This window comes from uncultured Alistipes sp. (assembly GCF_963931675.1).
Lineage (GTDB): Bacteria > Bacteroidota > Bacteroidia > Bacteroidales > Rikenellaceae > Alistipes.
Genome location: NZ_OZ007039.1, coordinates 2,763,423 through 2,787,852, shown reverse-complemented (window position 1 = coordinate 2,787,852; position 24,430 = coordinate 2,763,423). Strand labels below are relative to the sequence as shown.

General features: G+C 57.1%; 15 protein-coding genes and 1 pseudogene. 13 read left to right on the top strand and 3 right to left on the bottom strand.

Annotation, left to right across the window (positions count from 1 at the left end):
- Positions 1–278 precede the first annotated feature (278 nt).
- On the bottom strand, positions 279–3,530 hold the full coding sequence (locus ABGT65_RS11830; protein WP_346702411.1) for a S41 family peptidase: 3,252 nt from the start codon (positions 3,528–3,530) through the stop codon (positions 279–281).
- 344 nt (positions 3,531–3,874) lie between these two features.
- Positions 3,875–4,018 (bottom strand): annotated as a pseudogene (locus ABGT65_RS11825) (IS982 family transposase); the annotation flags it as partial.
- A gap of 92 nt (positions 4,019–4,110) precedes the next feature.
- On the opposite strand from ABGT65_RS11825, the gene ABGT65_RS11820 reads away from it, so the two are divergent.
- From ABGT65_RS11820 to ABGT65_RS11770, 11 genes are all read left to right on the top strand, one after another.
- The gene (locus ABGT65_RS11820; RefSeq protein ID WP_346702409.1) at positions 4,111–5,403 is read left to right on the top strand and encodes a DUF1080 domain-containing protein; all 1,293 of its coding nucleotides are present in this window, start codon (positions 4,111–4,113) and stop codon (positions 5,401–5,403) included.
- Positions 5,404–5,437: 34 nt separating this feature from the next.
- On the top strand, positions 5,438–6,721 hold the full coding sequence (locus ABGT65_RS11815; protein WP_346702407.1) for a Gfo/Idh/MocA family oxidoreductase: 1,284 nt from the start codon (positions 5,438–5,440) through the stop codon (positions 6,719–6,721).
- 26 nt (positions 6,722–6,747) lie between these two features.
- The gene (locus ABGT65_RS11810) at positions 6,748–9,522 is read left to right on the top strand and encodes a DUF1080 domain-containing protein (RefSeq protein WP_346702405.1); all 2,775 of its coding nucleotides are present in this window, start codon (positions 6,748–6,750) and stop codon (positions 9,520–9,522) included.
- 90 nt (positions 9,523–9,612) lie between these two features.
- Positions 9,613–9,948, top strand: a complete 336-nt coding sequence (locus tag ABGT65_RS11805; protein WP_346702403.1) for a Gfo/Idh/MocA family oxidoreductase — start codon at positions 9,613–9,615, stop codon at positions 9,946–9,948.
- A gap of 42 nt (positions 9,949–9,990) precedes the next feature.
- Complete coding sequence (locus ABGT65_RS11800) at positions 9,991–11,364, top strand: Gfo/Idh/MocA family oxidoreductase (RefSeq protein WP_346702402.1); 1,374 nt, start codon at positions 9,991–9,993, stop codon at positions 11,362–11,364.
- On the top strand, positions 11,361–13,736 hold the full coding sequence (locus ABGT65_RS11795; protein ID WP_346702400.1) for a family 78 glycoside hydrolase catalytic domain: 2,376 nt from the start codon (positions 11,361–11,363) through the stop codon (positions 13,734–13,736). The genes ABGT65_RS11800 and ABGT65_RS11795 overlap by 4 nt, the downstream gene beginning before the upstream one ends.
- Positions 13,733–14,653, top strand: coding sequence for a ribokinase (rbsK, locus tag ABGT65_RS11790; protein ID WP_346702398.1), 921 nt, complete (start codon positions 13,733–13,735; stop codon positions 14,651–14,653). Before ABGT65_RS11795 ends, rbsK begins: the two co-directional genes overlap by 4 nt.
- A 12-nt stretch (positions 14,654–14,665) precedes the next feature.
- The gene (locus ABGT65_RS11785; protein ID WP_346702396.1) at positions 14,666–15,850 is read left to right on the top strand and encodes a PKD domain-containing protein; all 1,185 of its coding nucleotides are present in this window, start codon (positions 14,666–14,668) and stop codon (positions 15,848–15,850) included.
- A 67-nt stretch (positions 15,851–15,917) separates the two neighbouring features.
- Entirely contained in the window at positions 15,918–16,940 is a 1,023-nt protein-coding gene (locus tag ABGT65_RS11780; RefSeq protein WP_346702395.1) for a nucleoside hydrolase, read from the top strand.
- 23 nt (positions 16,941–16,963) lie between these two features.
- Complete coding sequence (locus ABGT65_RS11775) at positions 16,964–17,971, top strand: multidrug DMT transporter permease (RefSeq protein WP_346702393.1); 1,008 nt, start codon at positions 16,964–16,966, stop codon at positions 17,969–17,971.
- A 1,131-nt stretch (positions 17,972–19,102) separates the two neighbouring features.
- Positions 19,103–20,044 (top strand): hypothetical protein, encoded by a 942-nt coding sequence (locus ABGT65_RS11770; RefSeq protein WP_346702391.1) that lies wholly within the window; start codon positions 19,103–19,105, stop codon positions 20,042–20,044.
- A 101-nt stretch (positions 20,045–20,145) separates the two neighbouring features.
- Here the strand turns inward: ABGT65_RS11770 and argS are convergent, their stop codons facing one another.
- Positions 20,146–21,933 (bottom strand): arginine--tRNA ligase, encoded by a 1,788-nt coding sequence (gene argS, locus ABGT65_RS11765; protein ID WP_346702389.1) that lies wholly within the window; start codon positions 21,931–21,933, stop codon positions 20,146–20,148.
- Positions 21,934–22,057: 124 nt separating this feature from the next.
- On the opposite strand from argS, the gene ABGT65_RS11760 reads away from it, so the two are divergent.
- Together ABGT65_RS11760 and dusB are read left to right on the top strand one after the other, a co-directional pair.
- Positions 22,058–23,350: a hemolysin family protein gene (locus ABGT65_RS11760; RefSeq protein ID WP_346702388.1), complete on the top strand. Its 1,293-nt coding sequence runs from the start codon at positions 22,058–22,060 to the stop codon at positions 23,348–23,350.
- The gene (gene dusB, locus ABGT65_RS11755) at positions 23,347–24,369 is read left to right on the top strand and encodes a tRNA dihydrouridine synthase DusB (protein ID WP_346702386.1); all 1,023 of its coding nucleotides are present in this window, start codon (positions 23,347–23,349) and stop codon (positions 24,367–24,369) included. The genes ABGT65_RS11760 and dusB overlap by 4 nt, the downstream gene beginning before the upstream one ends.
- Positions 24,370–24,430: the final 61 nt, after the last annotated feature.

The window sequence follows — 24,430 nt, the reverse complement described above, 5'->3', positions numbered from 1 at the left end:
TGGACAGTCCTCCCGATCGATTCAGCGGTGTATGCCTACGACTCGCTGTCACTTCCGCAACGATACTGTTGGCCATCGATTTTCGGGCTGAATGAGTTCGCTTCCCCGCGTGGCGTATGAGCGGGGAAAGCAATAACGGAATGCAGATCTTTTTCATCGTTTTGCTTTTGGGTTAAATGAAATGAATTGTTTTATGAGAACTCGCAGGAGTTTCGAAGACTGGAATTGCTATGACCGCATACCCGTGGACAATTCGGCAAGAACGTACACGGGTACGATCATCGATACCGGTGCCCGGCAGGAGCGTCGATCTGCTCAATGAGTGTCTTTACAGCCCGCTCCAACTGCTCGTCCCGACCGCATACCACCATTTCGGGGGTGTTTGCGACTGTGATGTCGGGGTTCAATTGCGAATTTTCAAGATACTTTCCCTCTGCCGTTCGATATCCGACAACCGGGATTCCGAAAACAAGGGCGGGATTCTGCAACCGCTCCCACGACACACTCGTCATGGTTCCCGGGACCGGCATTCCCACCACTTTGCCGATTTTACGGTATTGATACACCCAGGGGGTTCCATGGGCGTTCGAGTAGTTCGCTTCGCACGTGAGCATGACCGACGGCTTGTTCCACCGACGGCTGGGCATGTCGCAGGCCTCCTTGCCGCGAATGACCTGGGTCAGGTATTTTTCCCCGCTGAGCAATATCTCGATGTCCTCGTGCAACCGCCCTCCGCCATTGAATCGGGTATCGACGACGATTCCTTCGCAATGGTTGTAACGACCCAGCATGTCAGCGTAGACCGTGCGGAAACTGGCATCGCCCATCGATTCGATGTGGACATATCCCAGACGGCCGTTCGAAAGCCGTTCGACATCGGCGGCCCGCCGTTTTACCCAACGTTTGTACAGCAGTTTCGACAGCGCGCTTTGGGAGATGGGGACGACCGTTTCGTCCCAGCGTTTTCCGGTCGAGGGCCGGTAGAGTGAAACCAGCGTGCGTTGTCCGGCCAGGTGATTCAGCAAAGGATAGAAATCGGCTCCCGCCGGAATCTCCTGTCCGTTGACTCGCTCCACGATATCCCCGGCCCTGACCTCCGACGACGCCTTGTCGAACGGTCCTCCCGCGACCACCTCCGCCACGAGCAGGCCAGCGCCCCGATAGTCGAAATCGAAGATCAGCCCCAGATCGGCCGTGGCGTCGTCATCGTCGCTCGCCGGGCGGCTGTAACGGCATCCGGTATGGGAGACGTTCAGTTCTCCGAGCAATTCGCTGGTCATCTCGGCGAAATCGTAGTCGTTGTCGATATGAGGCAGGAAACGTTCGTAATTCCGGCACAGGCCCTCCCACTCGACGCCGTGCATCGACTCCTCATAGAAACGCTCCCGTTCCTGCCGGCGGATGCGGTCGAACATATAGGCCCGCTCGGCGCGCCGGTCGAGTTGCAGGACACCGCTGGGCTGTACGGTTTCCACCGCACCGGTCCCGTTCTTGAACTTCTTCATGCCGCGTCCGAAGCTGAAGAGCGTTTCCATCCGTTCGTCCCATGCGAGCGCGCCGCCCTGTCCTTTGTGCAGCACCTTGTTTTCCCGGTTGCGCAGGTTCAGCTGCCAAATGTCGTAGGCGGCTCCGTACGACATCGAATAATAGAGATGTTCACCCTTTTTGTCGAGCGTGTATCCACGCAGGTTCCCGGAAAAGGGGGTGAGACGTACGATGCGGTCCTCGATACCGGCCAGTTCCACGACAATATCTTTCGGAGAATTTGGGGAATCATTCTCTTTTTCGGGATCTTTTGTATCGCCGTCCTCAGCAGAACGCTTTTCGGACTCCTTGTAAAATGCGTACTCCTCCTCGTCCATCTGCGCGATCTCGTAGGCCCTGCGATTCAGGAATACGGCCATCACGTCATACAGCGATCCCCACGAAGCGTGGCTGCGCATGCCGTAGCGGTCCGACGAGAAGAGAATCGCGTTCCCGTCCGGCGACCATACCGGCTGCCTGTCGAAATAACCCGTGTTGGTGATGTTATGGATCGGGCCGCCCTGGGCGCTAACGAGGCCAATGTCGGAATAGGGATAGTGACGGTTGCCCGTATAGCTCAGGGCGAACCACTTGCCGTCGGGGGACCATGCGTAATCCATACTTCCGTCGGTGGAATACGACCGTTCGCCGTCGGTGATCCTGCGGATCTTGCCGCTGGCGAGGTTTAGAACCATCAGCCGGCAACGCTCTTCGACAAAAGCCAGTTCCTTTCCGTCGGGGGAGTATTGCGGGCATGTCCGGTCGATTTTCCCGGCTTTGAACAGCGGTTTTTCTTCGAGTATCGTCGCATTCGGAAAATCGGGGTCTTCATCCCGAACGATCGTCGCCGTGTATATGTTCCAATAACCGTCGCGTTCCGAAGCGTAGGCCAGCGTGCGGTTATCGGCAGCAAAGACAGGGCTCTCCTCTGCTTCTGCGGATGTCGTGATGCGCCGGGTCGTGTTGTAAGCAGACGATGTTACGAAAATCTCGCCGCGGGAAACGAACGCGATCTGTTTTCCGTCGGGAGAGACGACTGCGTCGTGGCCCTCCTTGACCGGTAGCCGTGCGTACTTATCCGCGGGTTCCTCGGGCACGATCGCTACGTCGAGCTTTCGGGGCGCGGAGGAACCGCTCATCGTGTAGATTTCGCCGTTGTAACCAAAACAGAGCGTTCCGTCGCGGGAAATCGACAGAAAACGCACCGGGTGGGTCTTGAAAAAGGTTACCTGGCGGGCTTCCGACGGATTATCGACAGGCATGTTCCAGACATTGAAACTTCCGCTGCGCTCGCTCAGGAAATAGACGGATCGGTTATCCGGTGAGTATCGGGGATTGCGGTCCTCACCCTCCCAAGTTGTCAGACGGGTGTGTTTGCCCGATGCGATATCGTAACTCCAGATGTCGCGGGTGACGGAAGAGGTATGATGCTTGCGCCATTCGTTCTCCCCGCCCTTGCGGTCCTGATAGAGAAATGATTCTCCGTTGTCGCTCAGGCATATCCACTGGGCCGGCGTGGCTAATACGCGCTCATAGCGGCCGCCCCGGACGCTGACGCGGTAAAGTTCCTCCATGTAACTTTTCGGGAAGAGCGCGCTCTGCGCCGGATCGGAAATGGTAGCCCCGAAATAGATGCTGCGGCCGTCGTTCGAAAACGCGAAAGGCGTCTCCTGGGCCGAGTTCGCAGTTATGCGAGTGGGAACACCCCCTGAGGCAGGAATGGTAAAGATGTCGAAATTACCGTACCGATCGCTGGCATAGGCCAAAATCTTCGAATCGGGCGACCAGACGGGATAACAGGCGTAACTTTCACCGGATGTTACAGAACGGGCAAAATTCCCCCCCCCTCCGGTATTTGCAGAAACGACGTATATGCGGCCTTTATAGGTAAAGGCGATCTGCGAACCGTCGGGAGAGATGGCAGGATAGCGCAGCCATAGCGGTGCTGCTTCCATTGAAGCAGTAGAAACCAATACGTACAGCAAGCATGCGATTCGCAGTTTCATAACCAAGTGAGGGTATTCGTTATATCATCGATCTGGCTTAAATTCAACAATTGATGTAACGGCGGCCTGAATGAGAATCTCTTTTACGAACTATTGCAAATATAGCAAAAAATTCTGTTTACAATCAAAAAGTACCGGAAAATATATCGAATATGTAATAGTTATTATAAAAAATCATCCCATTTCGCAGGTACGACCTCACAACGGACGAGATCTGTCCGCTATTCTCTGCGATGACCAATACAAGCTATTTAGCCTCCTCGGTAAATGATATTACATGGACAACAAAAGAGCCTTAACTTAATATATTGTAGGATTGTAAGTGCGCAGATTTTCCCGCCCGGACGGGGCACATTACCTTGTTCATTGACTAAATTTCCTGCTTTTTGTTTGCAGATGTCCAGATATTTTGCGAATATTGCATATAAGTTGCGCATACGGTATATGTAAATCAGATGTTTGAGCACATCTAATTTACTAAATATAATATGCGCATCCTTTTCTCCATAAAAGTTTTATGTCTTTAATTCCACCAACGGTTTTTTTAAATATAATTTTTAACAAATAAACATTTAAGACTATGAAGTTATATGTTGCAGAGGTAACTGCTTCTCTTTTGGGATTATCCTTGTCCCTTGTCGCTTGTTCGACGCCCCAAAATACCTTGACCCGGGAGGAGCAGGCCGAGGGTTGGCAGCTGCTCTTCGACGGGAAGACGCTCGACCAATGGAAAGACTTCAACGGCGACTCGCTGACGATGCCGTGGCACGTTGTCGACGGCTGCATCCAGGCCGCAGGCGACGGCAGCGACCTTACGGGATACATCGTCACCAAAAAACAGTATGAAAACTTCATTCTCGACTGGGACTGGAAACTCTCCCCGGGCGGCAACAGCGGCATGCTCTACCACGTGGTGGAGGATCCGAACTTCGAGGTTCCCTACGTCACCGGTCCGGAATACCAGCTCATCGACGAAGCGGGGTGGGAGGCCGACAACGCACCGACGAAGCTCGAAGAGTGGCAGCGTCTGGGCGTGGACTACGCGATGTATCTGCCCGACAAGTCGGCCATGCAGGTCAACCCGCAGGGCGAATGGAACACCTCGCGCATCGTCTTTGACAACGGGCACGTCGAGCATTGGCTCAACGGCCGCAAAATCCTCGAATTCGAGGCCTGGACGGATGACTGGTTCGCCCGCAAGCACAGCGGCAAGTGGGAGAACGCACCCGAATACGGATTGGCGCACCGGGGTGTGATCTGCCTTCAAGACCACGGTTATCCGGCCTCGTTCCGCAATTTGAAGATCAAGGAGCTGCCCCGCAAAGCAGGCCGTGAGATCACGCTCTTCAACGGTCGCGACCTTACGGGCTGGGAGATCTACGGCACGGAGAAGTGGTACGTCGACGCCGAGGGGAACCTCGTCTGCGAGAGCGGTCCCGACAAGCAATACGGCTACCTTGCCACACGCGCCTATTACGACGATTTCGATCTGACGGTCGAGTTCCGCCAGCAGTCCAACGGCAATTCGGGCCTCTTCTTCCGGTCGTTCGTGCTGCCGCCGGTGAAGATCCGCGGCTGGCAGTGCGAGGTGGCGCCGAAGGGCAACGATACGGGCGGCATCTACGAATCCTACGGACGGGGCTGGCTGTCGGAGATTCCCGAAGAGAAGGAGTCTCTCCTCAAAGAGGGCGACTGGAACACGCTGCGTCTGCGCGTCGAGGGCGACCATGTCCAGACCTGGCTCAACGGCGAGCCCATGAGCGACCTGCACGACGCTAAGATCGGTGACGCACAGGGCCGCATCGCGCTGCAAATCCACGACGGCGGCGGCATCAAGGTCCAATGGCGGAACCTGAAACTCACGACACTCTGACAACACGAACAACCACCGCAAAACTTCAAAAGACATGGGACTCAACCGCAGGGAATTTCTCAAGGCCGCGGGTGCCGCAACGCTCTTCACGATCGTACCCCGCTGGGTTCTGGGAGGTCCGAAACACATCGCCCCGAGCGATCAACTCACCAAAGGAATCATCGGCGTCGGCGGCATCGGCCGTTCGAGCTACCACTTCACCAGCGACGCGCGATGCCGTCTGGTCGCCGTCTGCGACGTGGACCGGAACCATCTGGACAGCGCCGTGGCGCTGGGACAGCAGAAATTCGGGCAGAAGCTGCAAGCCTACCATAACTACCGGGATCTGATCCACGACCCGAACGTGGACATCGTCCACATCGCCACGCCGCCTCACTGGCACGGGATCATGGCCGTCGAGGCGGCCCGCGCCGGGAAGGATATCTGGTGCGAGAAGCCGATGACCCGCACCATCGGTGAGGGCAAGCGCGTCGTGGAGGCCGTCCGGCAGAACGGCCGGATCTTCCGGCTCAACACCTGGTTCCGCTTCAAGGACACCTTCTACGGACTCGGGACCACGGTGCAGCCGCTCAAAAAGCTCATCGACAGCGGGTTGCTCGGCTGGCCACTGAAAGTGACCATCTCGGGAGCCACGGGCTTCACGTGGAAATTCTTCTGGGTCGGGAAGGAGCACCTTGCTCCGCAGCCCGTTCCGGAGGCGCTGGACTACGATCTCTGGCTCGGGCCCGCACCCTACAAGCCCTACAACGCCCACCGCACGCACCAGACCTTCCGCGGGTACTGGGATTACGACGGCGGTGGCCTTACCGACATGGGGCAGCACTACATGGACCCGGTCCAGTACCTGCTGGGCAAGGACGGCACCTCGCCGGTGAAGATCGAGGTGGACGCTCCGCAGCAGCACCCCGACGCCGTGGGCATCTGGCGGAAGATCACCTACACCTACGACGACGGATGCCAGATCGTGCTCGAAGGCGAAGGCTTCGAGAGCGAGGGAAAGGTTCCCTACATCGAAGGTCCCGAAGGCAAGGTCTACAAGGGTTTCGAGTGCACCATTCCCGACATCATGAACAAACTGGCCGAGATGCCCGACCCGGAGCCGCAGAACACCGATTTTTTGGACTGCGTCCGCACGCGGGAGCGTTTTACGCTCGACGAGGCCAAGGGGCACCGGAGTTCGACGCTGGTCAACCTGGGCGCCTGCGCCCTGCGGCTGAACCGCACGTTGCACTTCGACCCCGAGTCCCAGCTCTTCATCGGCGACGACGCCGCAAACCGACTCATCGACCAGCCGATGCGTGCGCCCTGGAAAATCTGATAGCCAACCGTCAAAATCTGCAAACCATGAAGAAACTGTTCATCATACTGCTTGGCGGGCTGCTCCTGCCACTGTTCGCCGGGGCCCAGGAGGTGAGGGATGCCCGACAACGGACGCTCTCGACGATCATTGCCGACGCCCTGGCTCAACTCCCGGCCCAGACCCCTGTACAGTACAACGAGATGATGGAGGAGCTGGCCGCCACGGGAAGCGTCGGCATCCGCGAAATGGCCGGCATGCTCGTCCCGGCAGCCGAGGGTTCCAACGCCCCGGTGGAATATGCGCTCAGCGGCGTGGTCCACTACGTAACGGAACAAGGACGCGAAGAGGCCCGCAATGCCGTGCGGCAAGGGCTCGCGCAGAGCATCGCCGCATGCACGGACAATCCCAACCGGGCCTTCCTGCTTTCGCTGCTCCAGCTCTGCTCCACGGCGGAGGATGCCCCGCTCTTCGAGGCATACGCCCATGACGAATACCTTGCCGATGTGGCCATCCGGGGGTTGATCTCCACTCCGGGCAGTGAGGAGATCCTGGCCGGATTGATCCGCAACAGCGAACGACCCGACGCCCGGCTGGCGCTGGCCGCTGCAGCAAAAGGAGTCGCGGCGGCAGAGCCGACGCTGCTCCGCTGGGCCGGCGAGTGCGACGGTGAAACCCGCAACGCCGTCTATCACGCCCTGGGATGCTGCGGAAGCAAGGCCTCGCTCCGCGTACTGGCCGATGCGGCGGCCGCTGCGGACTATGATTCCGGGACGAGCGACGCCCCGGAGGCTTACCTGCGGCTGTTGGGGCGTCTCGCCGAGATGGGACAGACGAAACAGGTGCTGGCTGCCGCAAAATCCCTGACGAAGGCCGCCATCCGAACCAATATACGGATCGCAGCGCTGGAATTGCAGCTCCGCTACGACGTCGGCAAACGCACCCGGCGGATGGTTCAGGCACTCGAGGATCCCAACCGCCAATACCGCGGGGCAGCGTTTGACTTCGCCCGGGATTTTGCCGACGAGGAGCTCTGCGCCACACTGGCCGCACGGATCCCGTCACTGGACGACGAGGCACGCACCGATCTGGTCAACTGGCTCGGAGAACGCCATGCCGCGGCACAGATCGGACGCATCACGCCGCTGATCGGATCCTCGGACGACCAACTCGCTGCGGCTGCCATCCGCGCCGCAGGGCGGATCGGCGGCCAACAGGCCCTCGAAGCCCTGATCGCCGCGCTGGATGGCCCCCATGCCGCCGAAGCCGAGGCCGCCCTCGCGGCATTCAACGGATCGGTGAACGAGGGGCTCATGGCAGCTCTCGACCGCACTCCCGGGATTCAGGTCCGCGCACTGAAACTGATCGCCGCACGCCGTATCTCGGCCGCGGCGGAGAAGGTCTTTGACCGCCTCGACTCCGACAGCGGGGAGGTCCGCAACGCCGCGATCGAGGCGCTGGCCGGGATCTGCACGATGCGGGATTTCGACCGGCTCTGCGCGCTGCTCGACAAGGCGTCCGAAAAAGAGGTGACCCACTATCAGGCGGCGCTGAAAAACGCGCTTGCCGCACAGGAGCCCGATGCCCGTTATGCACGGGTTGCGGAGCATTTGAAGAGTGCACCCGAGAAAACGCGCTATTACCCCCTGCTGGCCTTCGCCGGAACCCGGCAGGCCATCGACGACCTGCTCGCCGCATCCGACCCCGAGGCCGCATTCCAGGCCCTGCTCACGGTCGACAACCCCTCCATGCTCGATGTGCTCCATGAGCTGGCCCGGCAGAATCCCCGCTGGACCGATGCCGCCATCGCGCGTTATGCCGACTTCGTCGCCACAGCCGAGCCGGGCCGACAGGTCGAGTATTACCGCAAAGGGCTCGATCTCCGACCCGGAGCACAGGTCCGGAACAAACTCCTCCGGGCCCTGGCCCAAACCGGCTCGCTGCCTGCCCTGAACATCGCCGCGGCATACCTCGACGATCCGGCAACCGGAGAGTCCGCCGCCTACGCCGTCAAGAGCATCGCGGCCCGGAACCCCGGCATGGGCGGCGAAAGCGTGGTGGATGCGCTCGAAAAGGCCCGGACGATCTATGCCGGACTCGCAAAAAACGACCCCGATGCCGGATATGCCGTCGACCAGATCAAGGGACTGTTGGCGCGCTATGCCGCCATCCCGCGGTTTGAACTCCCGGAAGACGAGGCGAAGGAGGGTTTCGAACTCCTCTTCGACGGGCTCTCGCTCGAAAAGTGGACCGGAAACAAGACCAACTACGTCCCGCAGGAGGGCACGATCTACGTCACGGCACAGTTCGGAGGCAGCGGGAACCTCTATACCGTCAAGGAGTACGGGGATTTCGTCCTGCGGTTCGAGTTCTCGTTCGTCCGCGAGGGCGTGAACAACGGCATCGGAATCCGTACCCCGATGGGGGTCGATGCCGCCTACCACGGCATGGAGATACAGATCCTCGACCACGACGCTCCGATCTACAAGAACCTGCGCATCTACCAGCAGCACGGCTCGGTGTACGGCATCATTCCCGCACAGAAACACGTCGTGTTCGGTGAACTGGGCACCTGGAACACCGAGGAGATCCGCGCCGTAGGGGACCGTATCACCGTCACCGTGAACGGCGAGGTGATCCTCGACGGAAACATCCGCACGGCCTGCAAGGGACACAACGTCGCTCCCGACGGATCGAACAAGAACCCCTATACGGTCGACGGACGCAACCATCCCGGACTCTTCAACAAACGCGGGCACATCGGACTCCTCGGGCACGGGCCCGGCATCCGGTTCCGCAACATCCGAATCAAAGAACTCTGAATCCTGCGGCGAGGGAGGGCCTCACGCATTCGGATGCCCTCCCCTCCCGCAAGGCTGCTTCACATACAAACCATAGCCGGAACCTCCTTTTTGAAACGCCCGGTGACCATCGTCGCCACCGGCGCCGGAAACCGGGCCAGCAAATACCTCGAATATGCCGTACGTCATCCCGAACGGCTGCGACCAGCCGGCGTGGTGGAACCCAATCCGCTGCGCCGGAAAGCGCTGGCCGACAAGTTCGGAATCGATCCCGAGCATTGTTTTGCGGGCTATAACCGTTTCTTCGAGCCTCCCCAGACGGCGGATGCCGTCTTGATCGCCACTCCCGAAAACGAGCGTTTCAAACCCTGCATCCAAGGCGAGGAAAATGTGAAACAGTTGAGTTTTTTATCTGAAAACATTGCTCATTTGAATCGGTTATTGTAATTCAAGCTGGTTTATCAGTGAATAATCTAATGAATTAAAGAAATGAAGAAACTGCTGTTTATCGCCGGCCTGCTGCTGTCGGCCGCCTGTTCGGATCCCCGGACAGGCATGATCCACACGCCAACCCCGCCCCGGCCGGCCGGGCAGAGCGACATGCTCCGATTTGCCGCCGAACCCATCCCCACGGTCCGCGTGGCATTCATAGGACTGGGGATGCGCGGCCCGGGAGCCGTCGAGCGGATGACCCACATCGAAGGCGTCGAAATCGTGGCTCTGTGCGACATCCTGCCGGAGAACACCGCCAAATGCAACCGGATTCTGGAATCCCGGGGCCTTCCGGCAGCCCGTGAGTTCTCCGGCGATCCCGAGATTTGGCAGGAGGTCGTCGCACTGCCCGATGTCGACCTCGTTTACATCGCCACCGACTGGAAGAACCATGCCCGGATGGGCGTCCAGGCCATGAAGTGCGGCAAACACGTGGCCATCGAGGTCCCGGCCGCCATGACCATGGACGAGATCTGGGAATTGGTCAACACTTCGGAACAGACCCGCAAACATTGCATCCAGCTTGAAAACTGCGTCTACGATTTCTTCGAACTCACCTGTCTCAACATGGCCCAGCACGGCGTTTTCGGCGATCTGCTCCACGGTGAAGGTGCCTACATCCACAATCTGGAAGCCTTCTGGGATGAATATTGGAACGACTGGCGGATGGATTACAACCGTCACCACCGGGGAGATGTCTATCCCACGCACGGACTCGGCCCCGTATGTCTGGCGATGAACATTCACCGCGGAGACAAGATGAATTATCTGGTATCGCTTGACACCAGGGCCGTGAACAAGCCCGCCTATATCCGCGAAAAAACCGGAGAGGAGGTCGCTGACTTCCGGAACGGCGATCACACGATGACGATGATCCGCACGGAGCAGGGCCGCTCGATTCTCATCGAGCATGACGTCTCGTCACCCCGTCCGTACAGCCGGATGTTCCAGTTGAGCGGAACCCGGGGCTTTGCCAACAAATATCCCGTCAGCGGGCTTGCGCTGGCCGGTGAAGCCATCGATCCGGAAGCCGCCAAGGATCACGAAAACCTCAATGCCCACAGTTTCCTGCCCAAAGAGGTGTTCAATGCCATGATGGAGCGCTACAAGCATCCCATCGTCCGCGACATCGAGGAGAAAGCCAAGCAGGTGGGTGGACACGGCGGCATGGATTTCATCATGGATTATCGTCTGATCTACTGTCTGCGCAACGGCTTGCCGCTGGACATGGATGTCTACGATCTGGCCGAATGGTGCTGCCTGATTCCGCTGTCGGAGATTTCGCTCGACAACGGCTCTGTTCCGGTCGAGATTCCCGACTTTACGCGCGGCGGATGGAACCGTTACGATCAAGTGGAGTTCGCCTTGTGAGAAACACCGTAATCTTTTTTGAAAATGTACAGATCCCCGGTGATGAATTTAGCTCCGACTGGAGCGCTCCGGCACGCTGGAGCATGGGACTGCAAACCTATCAGGACTGGGCCCCGGCCCGGTGGATTACGTACCGGATCGAGACTCCGGCCGACAGCACCGGACTCGTTCTGCCACCGGCACGTTACTTCCGACGCGATTTCGTGATAGACGGACCGGTCCGGCGAGTCGTAGTCTATGCCAGTGCCAAAGGCATTTATGAACTGCGCCTGAACGGACAACGGATCGGTACCGACTACTTTACACCGGGATGGTCTGATTACCGAAAACGGATCTATTACAACACGTACGATCTGACCGACCTGGTGTTGGACGGAGAGAATACGATCGGTGCCATCGTCGCGGACGGATGGTATGCCGGATATGTCGGATTCGGGATTCTGGAACACCTGGAACGCTCCCGGGAGTTCTACGGAGTCGATCCGGCCCTGTTGTGCCGGATCGAGATCGAATATGCCGACGGAAGCCGCACCGCATTGGTCTCGGGACCGGACTGGAAGGCGGCGGAAGGCCCGATTCGTCAGGCTGATCTGCTCATGGGGGAGGTCTATGATGCACGTCTCGAACAACCGGGGTGGGATTCCCCGGGATTCGAGGCGCAGTCCTGGGCCCCCGCCTCCGTGGCGATGAATCCCGACGGGGCATTGATGGCCGCACCGACCGACCCGGTACGTGAAATCGAACGCCTGACCCCGGTGTCGATCCGGCGGACGGGCCCCGATGCCTGGATCTTCGACTTAGGGCGGAATTTTGCCGGAACCGTCGCCTTGCAGGTGCACGGAGAAGCGGGCAGGACCGTAAAACTCCGATACGGAGAGATGCTCAATGCGGACGGAAGCCTGATGACCGAAAATCTCCGATACGCCCGCGCTACGGATTACTACACGCTGCGCAACGGCTCCCAGTCGTGGATGCCCCGCATGACGTATCATGGATTCCGGTACGTAGAGCTCTCGGGGCTGGGGTATGAACCGGATGAACGGACCCTCACCGGAATCGTCCTGACCTCTTCGTTTCAGGAGGCTGGACAATTTTCCTGCGGGAATGAACTCGTGAACCGGCTTTGGGCCAACATTTCGACCACCCAGCGGGCGAATTTCTTCGAGATTCCGACCGATTGTCCCCAACGGGATGAGCGCCTGGGCTGGACCGGAGACATTCAGATCTACGCCCGATCTTCCACGTACCACTCCGATGTCCAATCGTTCCTTTCGAAGTGGCTGGTCGATCTGGACGATGCTCAGCGCAGCTATGGCGCCTATCCAAGCTATGCGCCGTATCCGTATGCCATCGCAATGGAGTATGCCCCCGGGTGGATGGACGCGGGAGTCATCGTCCCCTGGACACTCTGGCAGGTCTATGGCGACTGCCGGGTTCTGCAGCGGATGTATCCCGGGATGAAACGCTTCCTCTCGTTCTACGAGCAAAGCGCCTCGGAAGACCTGCAGCCACCGATTCCGACGTTCGGAGATTGGCTGGCCGTAGGGAAAACAGCCTCGGATGACTTCATCGCCAATGCCTACTATGCGTATGATGCCGATTTGATGTCACAGATGGCCGGAGCCCTCGGCGCCCGTCAGGATTCGGTCCATTACGCCTCGCTGGCAGCCCGTATCCGGAGCGCTTTCGCCAAGCGGTATATCGCACCCGACGGAACGCTGCGCGGAAACGACTGCCAGACGGCTTATGCGCTGGCTCTCTATTTCGGACTCTATCCGACGACTCTGGCTCAGGCCGCTGCGGACCGTTTGGCCGACATGATCGTCCGGAACGGAGGACGCTTCACCACGGGATTCCTGGGAACCAAACACGTCATGATGGTCCTCTCTCAGTACGGCTATGACGAACTGGACTACGATCTGCTGCTGCAGCCCGATTATCCGGGATGGGGCTATTCGATACTCAACGGCGCCACATCGATCTGGGAACGATGGGACAGCTACACCCGGGAGTATGGATTTGGTGGCCGGTCCGGAGAGAACAACGCTCGCATGAACTCGTTCAGCCATTATGCGTTCGGATCCGTCGCCGAATGGCTCTTCCGCTACGCGCTCGGAATCGAGACCGCCAGTCCGGGTTTTCGGCATATCATCCTCGCCCCGCACCCAGATTCCCGGATCGGATGGATGAAAGGCTCGTATCGATCGATCTGCGGAACAATCGAATCGGAATGGCGGGTGGGCAGACAGAAAACGGTGTATCGCTTCCGGATCCCGCCCAATACGCGCGCGACATTGCGGTTGCCGGGACAAAAACCGCAATCGCTGTGGCCCGGAGAATATGAATTCGAACTCAAAAATACGAAGTCATGAAAACAGTTGTCATCGGAAGTTCCAATATGGATCTGATTTCGGTCGTGGAGCGGATGCCGCGGCCCGGAGAAACCGTCGGAGGTGCACGTTTCATGCAGGCCTTCGGCGGCAAAGGAGCCAATCAGGCCGTAGCCGCAGCCCGGTTGGGAGGCGACGTCGTCCTGGTGGCGGCCCTGGGCGATGACCTCTCGGGCCGTGCCATGCTGGAGCATTTCGCTTCGGAAGGAATCGATGTCTCACACATCTTTACGGACCCGGATAAGGCAACCGGAACTGCCCTGATTCTGGTCGATCAAAGCGGCGAAAACTCCATTGCCGTAGCTCCGGGTGCCAATTATTCATTGACCCCCGAGGTTCTCAAATCACGGGAATCGGTACTCTCGGGCGCTGGAATGCTGGTGCTGCAGGCCGAAATTCCCTATGCGACGATTCGGGAAGCCACCTTTGCGGCTCAACGTAGGGGTGTTCCCGTTTTGCTGAACCCCGCACCGGCCTGCCGAATCGATCCGGATCTGATGTCGGCCATTGACATCCTGGTCGTAAATCGCTCGGAAGCCTCGTTGGTCAGCGGACTCTCCCTGGATGAATATCCGCTGGAAAAAGTCGCCGAACGGCTACATCAGGCCGGGGCCCGGCAAATCGTCATAACCCTGGGTCGCCAGGGCTGTTACCTGTATCGGGCATCCGGGAGTCTGACCATCCCGGCATTCCGGGTCGAGGCCGTAGATACGACCGCCGCAGGAGATGTTTTCTGCGGAGCATTGGCCGTAGAGGCCCGCGGAGCCGAAATCACCGCTGATACCATGCGCTTTGCCAGCGCTGCTTCGGCCCTCAGCGTGATGCGACGCGGGGCACAACCCTCCATCCCGAACCGGAGTGAAGTAGAAGAGTTTTTAGTCAAGAATCGAAATTTCTAATGAACCTAACCTATGAAAACGTTTCAACAGTTTATCCCGAAGGTGTTTGTTCTCTGCCTGCTGCTGTCAACGGCCGCATGTTCGGAAAAAGATGATCTCGATATTCCGGGGCACACCATCCCGCCCAAGGCCGTTCTGTCGTCGGACCAAACCACGTTTGAGGCGAAGACAGGAGCCCTGTTCGTCCTCGAAGCCACCGTCACCCAAGGATACAACGTCCAACATGAATGGCGGATCGGCGATGTGGTCATCGGAAAAGAGGCCCGTCTGGAATATTCATTCCCGGAAGCGGGAACGTTCGAGGTGGTCTATTCCGCACTGAACGGATACGGAGCCGATCGGCACAGCTTTACGGTCATTGTATCCCAGGGTACCAATCCGGGAATCACCTTCTCGACCGATCAGCGCTCCTTCGAACGCAGTATCGGCGAAATGGTCCGGATTACGGCCAAACTCGACGATAATATTACGGGAACCCAATCGTGGACGGTCGACGGCAAAGAGATCTCGACCACGGGCCAGTTGGACTATTCCGTGGCAACGCCCGGCACCAAGCTCATCAAGCATACGCTGACCTATGCGGAAGGAACCTACACCACTCAGTTTACGTTGACGGCCGTCATGAGTGATTACGGGAACCGCTTCAAATGGCGGGAGGGCAAGGATTATGTCATTTGCCTGAAGGATGACCTGAACAAAGTCGTAGCAGCCGACGTCGAGAATACGACGGCTCCCTATAAGGTCGAAACCTGGGACGGAAGCGAAAAGCAAATGTTCCGCAACGGGTATCATTTCGGCTATGGACCGGTTCCTGTTCTGGAGTATTATAATTTCTATAATGTCGCCACGCACAGCGTCCTGCAATGGACCGGAATGGCCTGGCCCAACAATCCGGTGGATCCGGTGACGGGGGCAATGGGCGCCGACCCGTGGGATGGATGGTTCATGGATGTGAACAGCACGGGAGATGTCCGTTTCGTACACTTCTTTGCCTTGTGGGACAGCCATCCCAATCCATCGCCCGATCTGATGAGCAGTTGTCTGACCGTGACCGACAATGGAACCCGCATCGGGGTCTATTCGTTCTACTGCTGCGGTGCGGACGGACGCCCGGATTTCGTGAACTACCAGGCCTTGGGTGACAAGTATTACGAGTTCAAGATGATTGCGGTGGAGGACATGCCGCAGGTAGAATAATAAACAGATATAAACGCTCTTTCCGGATGGGGAACCTTCATTCGGAAAGAGCCCAAACAGAAAAAACATGAAATCGATCGTATTGTTCCTGTTGATCGGCCTGTCGTTTGCATGGACGGGCTGTTCCGACCAGCCGCAACATCCGGCTCCCGTTCCCGTAATCTTCGACACGGATCCGGGAAACGACATTGACGATGTCCTGGCCCTGCAAATGCTGTTGAATTACCACAAGGCCGGCAAGATAGAACTTCGGGGTATCGGAATCGGAAAGATGTATCCCCGTTCGATAGAGTACATAGATGCCTATTGCCGTTACAATGGCGAACCCGACATCCCGCTGGGGTATGTTTATGAAGGGGTCAACCCCTATCCGGAAGCTGGAAACTACATCGACCGGACGCTCGACACGCTCATCTCCGGAAAACCGGTTCTTGTGCCGGCACGGAGTTTTGCGGACAGTATCCCCGAGGGGTACAAACTCTACCGGCGGTTGCTGGCCGAGGCCGAAGACGCTTCGGTGGTGTTCATCGCGGTGGGGCCCTACACCAACGTCGCGCGGCTTTTGCAGTCGCCAGGCGACGAGATCTCTCCAATGACCGGGCAGGAACTGGTTGCCCGGAAGGTGAAACTGCTTTCGCTGATGGGCGGCACCTACAACGACGCCACCTTCAACAACCCGGAATGGAATATTCTGCAAGATCTGAACGCCTCCCGGATCCTCTTCTCGGAATGGCCGACACCGTTGATCGCAAGCGGATGGGAGGTCGGGGCCCGCATTCATTATCCGGCCGAGAGCGTCCTTCGAGATTTCGGAGGGGAAACCGCTCCGTTGTGTATCTCATACAAGACTTATCTGCCCATGCCATACGACCGGGAAACTTGGGATCTGACGGCGGTATTGTATGCTATTGAACCGGAGCAAGGTTCCTTCGATACGTCCGAATCCGGACGGATCACCATCACCGAGGAGGGATACAGTCGGTTTACTCCGGACCCTGAAGGGCGCCATCGTTATCTGACCCTTTCCGAAGAGCAGATCCCGGCGGCAACAACCCGCCTGATTGAGGTTTGCACGGGGAAGTCGATTTAAAATGAATTAAAACCGAGAAAGATATGTTTATCGTAGAAAGTTATCCGCTGGCCGTCGTGTTTTGCATCGTGACGATGTTGTGCTGGGGTTCCTGGGGAAATACGCAGAAACTGGCTGCCAATACCTGGCGCTATGAACTTTACTATTGGGATTACACGATTGGAATGTTAATTTTCTCGCTCCTTGCGGCCTTTACGCTCGGCAGCGTCGGAACGGAAGGACGCAGTTTTTTGACCGATATCGGACAGATCGATCCCGGGAAAATGGGCAGTGCCATCCTGGGCGGTGTGATTTTTAACGCCTCGAACATCCTGCTTTCGGCATCCGTGTCTTTGGCCGGCATGGCCGTGGCCTTCCCGCTGGGTGTGGGAATCGCACTGGTGTTGGGGGTTATCATCAATTACATCGGAGCCCCGAAAGGTGATCCCGTATTCCTCTTTGCGGGCGTTCTCCTTGTCGTCTTGGCCGTTGTCTGCAATGGCATTGCCTCGAAACACAATCAGGACGGTGTCGATCGCCATTCAAAAAGTAAAGGGCTGATCCTGGCGTTGTTGGCAGGTATTTTAATGTCGTTTTTCTATCGTTTCGTGGCAGATGCCATGGATCTGACAAACTTCGCGGCACCGAAAGCCGGACTGGCAACTCCGTACAGTGCCTTTGTTCTCTTCTCCGTCGGTGTTTTCCTGAGCAATTTCGTATTCAATACACTGGTGATGAAATATCCGTTCTCCGGAGAACCGGTCGCTTATGGGAGTTATTTTCGGGGCAGTTTCTCCACCCATCTGGTCGGAATCCTGGGCGGATGCATCTGGGCTCTGGGAACATTGTTCAGCTACATTGCGGCCGGGAAAGCCGGAGCTGCTGTCTCTTATGCACTGGGACAGGGGGCACCCATGATTGCAGCATTGTGGGGCGTATTTGTCTGGAAGGAGTTCAAAGGTACCGGTCCCAAGGTCCATCGGCTCCTGACTGGAATGTTCGTGCTGTTCATCCTGGGATTGGCGCTCATCGTGGTCTCCGGAGGAAACTGACCCGCATACGGACGAACTGCCATTCCATGAACGGCTCCGCCATGGTTTTTACAATCCACCTCTTCGACCCGAATAAAAAACGACTGGGTGAAGGCGGGGCAGAGGTACCTCCTTCGGAAAAGACGGCCCGCAACCTTCAAAGGCTGCGGGCCGTTGTTATACAAGCAATTGACTCCGCTCCGAGTCTGCTCCCCGCATCACGGCCGAAGGCGGAAACAGCCGAAACAAAAACGTCACACCCCCAGGAACGTTTTTTTGCATGGTTTGTCTTAAAGATTGATTGAAGATTGTTTGATTCCGGATACTGATCTTCGTTCCAATAGAGAGTGGTTCTTTTCCTCGTAGTTCGAAGGTTCATTTGTTTCAAAAAATAATCCATATGAGCCGCAAGCCGAGTACCCATGTGTGCGATAGCAATAGCAAAAGAATTCAGTACTCGTTTACAAAGCTACGCTCGACTGACAGGGCCTCTTTTGTTATAACAGACCGTACTTTATCCATCACTTGTGAGTCATAATAACCTTGTGCAAAGTCATCCGATGTTACCGACGTATATTCCAGCTATGCAATCTGATAAGGACATATCTGTGCGTCGGGCTCCTGTTCGACGGGCTCGGAAGCATCCGTGTCCAAAACCTGCTCACAAGGGATCGATTCAACCGAGGTATTGGGGGGGGGTAGACAATGACCCTTCCGCTTGAGGTTCTTTTAATTCGTTTTCCTTGCTCTCTGAGTTCTATCGTATCTCTTCTTCGATGGCTGTGAACTCCTCTGTTCTGGAGATCCGTAAGAGTGTTTATGGTCACTTCTCCCATCGATGTCTGAACATGCTTGCTCATGTGGCCGTTGCGGCAGTTGCCACATCTACAGCACATGCCACAGTACGTCAGTGCGATGGTTTTCACGTCTGTAGAGTGTTGGTTAACGACTTCCATTTTCACAAGTTTCATCCCACAAAAAACTTGTGCAATCAAAGTTTTTTCAACCTGTTTTTTGGTTAACGATAATTTTTGAGTATCTTTGAATTCCTTTAAATAAAAAGTGTATTCATATTTCCTCCGGGAGAAATGGGATAATATCGAAAGACTTACCAAGAATCTCCTGTTGATCGAGCCCGCCTTATATTCCAGGATGATCGCCGATCTGAAAACGGAAAAATTATATCTGTTTCCTAATATTTCATTGCTTCAAAGTTCTTCTGTTGTCCCGTATTCAGAGGGGGCTGATGGCATGTTGTATTTCATTACACATGACTACGAACTTTACAGATTGAATCCTCAAAATTTTACTTGGGAATCCGTATTACCGGAGGGCCAAAAATGTGGAGGCTGTCTGGTCAATAAGGATGGTATTATCTATTACCAGTATGAAACTTCCAAATTCAAGCTTCCTAATGGAAGCATTGTCCCATACGGCGGTACAGCGCCTTTTATTACCACAGATGGCAATTTCTACGTCTTTGAGAATAGTGAAAATTGGCTTTACAGAATAACGCCCAAAGCTGTCGACAACATCGAAAAAACACCAGTCTGCCAATTTGAAAATCCTTCCAATGAGAGTTTCTCCTGTCACATGATAAATGGGAAAAGTGGTGTCGATTTGTTCGTGACAGGCATTACGGAAGATGGTGAAGATGGAAGTTTGGAAAGAGTTGCCGATAAACTTTACGAGTTTGACGGAACGAAAGTTACCGCAAAAAAGACTTATCCGGCAGATCAACCCTACTATGACGGCGGGAATCTGGTCGATAACCAAACTTTACTTGATTATATAATATTTGATTATATCGACAAAACCATCCCTGAATCAAATATCAGTTTTACGAATGACGCCATGTATTCAATCAATCTGGATGATTATTCGATCCAGAAAACGTCTTACATCTTCCCCTATAACGAATACGAGCTTTATGAAATGACTGCGGATGCAGCAAATAAACGGCTGATATTTACGGCGCTTCGCTATGAGGACGGAAAGGTCGTGATCGGTGAAGTATCGACCGAGGGCCGGATTTCGATCATCAACGAGAAGGAATCCAGCAATAAAATCATCAATCTGATCCCTCTGAACTGACATTGCATATCCAATAAAAACGGAAAGCGGAGCCTCCTATAGGAGTCTCCGCTTTCCGTATCGGGCAGTTCGCAGAACATCTGCGCCCTTCCTGTGTCGCTCTACATCCGCTCCGGGACCTCGATGCCCAGCAGCGACATGCCCTTGCGGATCACACGCGCAACCTGCTGCGCCAGGGCCAGCCGCATCGACCGAACCGCCTCATTCTCCTCCCGCAGGATCGAATGGTCGTGGTAGTAGCCGTTGAACTGCTTCGCAAGGTCGTAGACATAGGCCCCGATGATCGAAGGAGCAAAGTTGTCGCCCGCCGCCTTCACCGTCGCCGGGTACTCCGTCAACTGCTTGATCAGGTCGATCTCCTCCGCAAGCAGCGGAATATCCGCGCCAATCCCCTTCGCCGCCTCAACCCCGCTCTCCGCGGCCTTCCGAAGCACCGAGCAGATTCGCGCGTGCGTATACTGGATGAACGGGCCCGTATTGCCGTTGAAGTCGATCGATTCGCGCGGGTCGAACAGCATCGTCTTCTTCGGGTCCACCTTCAATATGAAGTATTTCAGCGCGCCCAGTCCGACCATCGTCGAAACAGCATCGGCCTCCGCCTCCGTACAGCCGTCCAGCTTGCCCAGCTCGGCAGACATCTCCCGCGCCGTCTGCACCATGGCGGCGATCAGATCGTCGGCATCCACCACCGTGCCCTCGCGCGACTTCATCTTACCCTCCGGAAGCTCCACCATACCGTATGACAGGTGCGTGATGTGGTCGCTCCACTCGGCATAGCCCAGTTTCTTCAGCACGAGTTTCAGCACCTGGAAATGGTAGTTCTGCTCGTTGCCCACGACGTAGATCATGTCGTCGAGTTTGTTGTCCTCGAAGCGGCGGTAGGCCGTACCCAGGTCCTGCGTCATGTAGACCGACGTCCCGTCGCCGCGCAACAGCAGCTTCTCGTCCAGGCCGTCGCCCGTCAGGTCGATCCACACCGAGTTGTCCGGACGCCGATAGAAGACCCCCTTCTTCAAGCCCTCCTCCACGAGCGACTTGCCCAGCAGGTAGGTCTGCGACTCGTAGTAGACCTTGTCGAAGTCCACGCCCAGCGCCTTGTACGTCACGTCGAAACCCGCGTAGACCCAGCCGTTCATCGTCTCCCACAGCGAGTAGACCTCCGGGTCCTTCGCCTCCCACCGCCGCAGCATCTCCTGCGCCTCGCGCATGATCGGGGCGTTCTTCTTCGCCTCCTCCTCCGACTGCCCCGCGGCCATCAGCTCCTTGACCTGCGCCTTGTAGTGCTTGTCGAACTCCACGTAGTATTTGCCCACGAGGTGATCGCCCTTCATGCCCGACGATTCGGGGGTCTCACCCCCGCCGTAGAGCTTCCACGCCAGCATCGACTTGCAGATGTGGATCCCACGGTCGTTCACCAGGTTCGCCTTGATCACCCGGTGGCCGTTCGCCTGCAGGATCTGCGCGACCGAGTAGCCCAGCAGGTTGTTGCGGATATGGCCCAGGTGCAAAGGCTTGTTCGTGTTCGGGGAGGAATACTCGATCATCACCGTCCGGCCCGTTGCCGGAGCCTCCCCGTAATGCTCGTCGGCGGCCAGTTCCGAAAAACGGGACCCCCAGAACGCGGGATTCAACGACAAGTTCAGAAAACCCTTGATCACGTTATAGGACCCGATCTCCGGAACATGCGCCGTCAGGTACTCCCCGATCTCCGTCGCCGTGGCCTCCGGAGACTTCCGGCTCCGGCGCAACAGCGGAAACGTGACCAGCGTATAGTCGCCCTCGAACTCCCGACGCGTCTTCTGAATCTGCAACTGCTCGTCCCCGAGCGGACCGTAAAGCGACTCGACCGAACCGCGAACCGCTTCCGAAATATAATTCTCGATATTCATGTCCGTTTGATTTTTGTCCGCAAATTTAACGCTTTTCAACGAATTACCAACCTCCCGGACCTTTTCTTTTGGCTTTTCTCCCGACTTGCATTATCTTTGTACCCCGAAATACCCCCACCTACGCATGGAAATTCTCATCATCGTCATCCTGATCCTCCTCAACGGAATCTTCGCCATGTCCGAAATGGCACTCGTCTCCGCCCGGAAGTCAAACCTCGAAATGCAGGCCCGACAGGGAAGCAAAGGTGCCCGAAAAGCACTCAAACTCACGAAAGACCCCGACCGATTCCTCTCCACCATTCAGATCGGAATCACCCTGATCGGAATCCTTACCGGTATCTACTCCGGCGATACCCTCGCCGCCAAGTTCGGTACGCAACTCGCCGCACTCGGCATCCCCATCCGGACCGCAACCGTCATCGCCCAGGTCGCCATCGTCATCATCGTCACCTATCTGACCATCATCTTCGGAGAACTCGTTCCCAAACGGATCGGCATGAATGCCGCCGAACGCGCCGCAAAGATCGTCGCCCGACCCATGGGATTCCTCGCCGCAATCGCTTCGCCCTTCGTCTGGCTCCTCGCAAAAAGCACCGCCGCCATGACCCGCCTGCTGGGAATTCAAGAGGCCGAAAGCAAGGTCACCGAGGCCGAAATCCGCTCCATCATCCAGGAGGGGGCCGAGGACGGCGAAGTCCAGGAGGTCGAACAGCAAATCGTCGGACGCGTATTCTCGCTCGGGGACCGTACCGTCGAGTCGATCATGACCCACCGCAGCGAAATCGCATGGATCGACGTCTCGATGACCCCCGAACAGATTCACGAAATCGTCGCACAGGCGCCGCACAACCGCTATCCCGTCGGCGACGGAAGCCTCGACAAAATCCTCGGCGTGGTCTATCTCAAGGACCTCTTCCTCCATCTCACCGACCCCGGTTTCGATATACGCAAACTGATTACCCCCGGGAAGTTCTTCCACGAGGAGTTCGAAGTCTACAACGCCCTCGAACAACTCCGCAACGAACAACTCGGATACGGAATCATCTGCGACGAATTCGGCGTCACGCGAGGGATCATCACCCTGAAGGATATTTTCGAAGCCCTCGTCGGCGAACTCCCGGACCCCCGCGAAGAGCCCGATATTGTCCGACGGGACGACGGAAGCGCGCTCGTCGACGGGCAGTGCCCGTTCTATGACTTCCTCGCCGCATTCGGCGTCGAGGACGACTTCCCCGCCAATGCCTACAACACCGTCAGCGGACTGATCCTCGACCTGCTCGGGCATATCCCCGAAACAGGCGAAAAAATCGAATGGAACGCATTCTCGTTCGAAATCGTCGACATGGACGGTGCACGCATCGACAAAATCCTCGTCGCCTTCAAACCCGTCCCCTCCGAAGAAGATAAAGAAGCATGAAGATAGCCGACATAGACCTCGGAGAACGGCCCCTGCTGCTTGCTCCCATGGAGGATGTCACCGACCCCTCGTTCCGGTACATGTGCAAACGCTTCGGGGCCGATGTCGTCTACACCGAATTCATCTCTTCGGACGGACTGATCCGCGACGCTGCCAAGTCGCTCAAAAAACTCGAAATCGACGACGCAGAACGCCCCGTCGGCATTCAGATATACGGCCATCTGATCGAGCCCATGGTCGAGGCCGCACGCATGGCCGAAGCCGCCGGACCCGATATCATCGACATCAATTTCGGATGCCCCGTCAAGAAGATCGCCGGGCGCGGAGCCGGTTCCGGCATGATGCGCAACCCCGATCTCATGGTCGAAATGACCCGACAGATCGTCCGGGCCGTCCACACACCCGTCACGGTCAAAACCCGCCTCGGATGGGACAACGACTCGAAAAACATCGAGGAGATCGCCCTCCGCCTCCAGGACGTCGGGATCGCAGCACTCACCATTCACGGGCGAACCCGCGCCCAGATGTACCGCGGAGAGGCCGACTGGACCCTCATCGGCGCCGTCAAGAACAACCCCGCCATCCGCATCCCCATCATCGGGAACGGAGATGTCGATTCGGGTCCCAAGGCCCGCGAGATGTTCGACCGCTACGGCGTCGACGGCGTGATGATCGGCCGCGCCACCTACGGACGTCCCTGGATTTTCCGCGAAATCAAGCATTTCCTCGCTACGGGCGAGGTCCTGCCGCAGCCGTCGGTCACGGAACGCGTCGCCATCGCCAAGGAACACCTCCGCAAATCACTCGAAATCAAGGGCCCCCATGTCGGGATTCTCGAAATGAGGCGCCATCTCACCACCTACTTCAAGGGACTCCCGGACTTCAAGCCCACACGGCTCAGGCTCGTCACGTCGCTCGACGTCGACGAACTCTCCGCCACGCTCGACTACGTTGCCGAACGCTGGGGCGGATACGACCTCTCGGGGGTCGTCCCGGCTCCCCTCTCCCACGATCTCTGACCCCGGGGAAAAGCCCCGGTCTCGGTCCGAAGGCGGCACAAAACAACCGAAAAACCGTCCC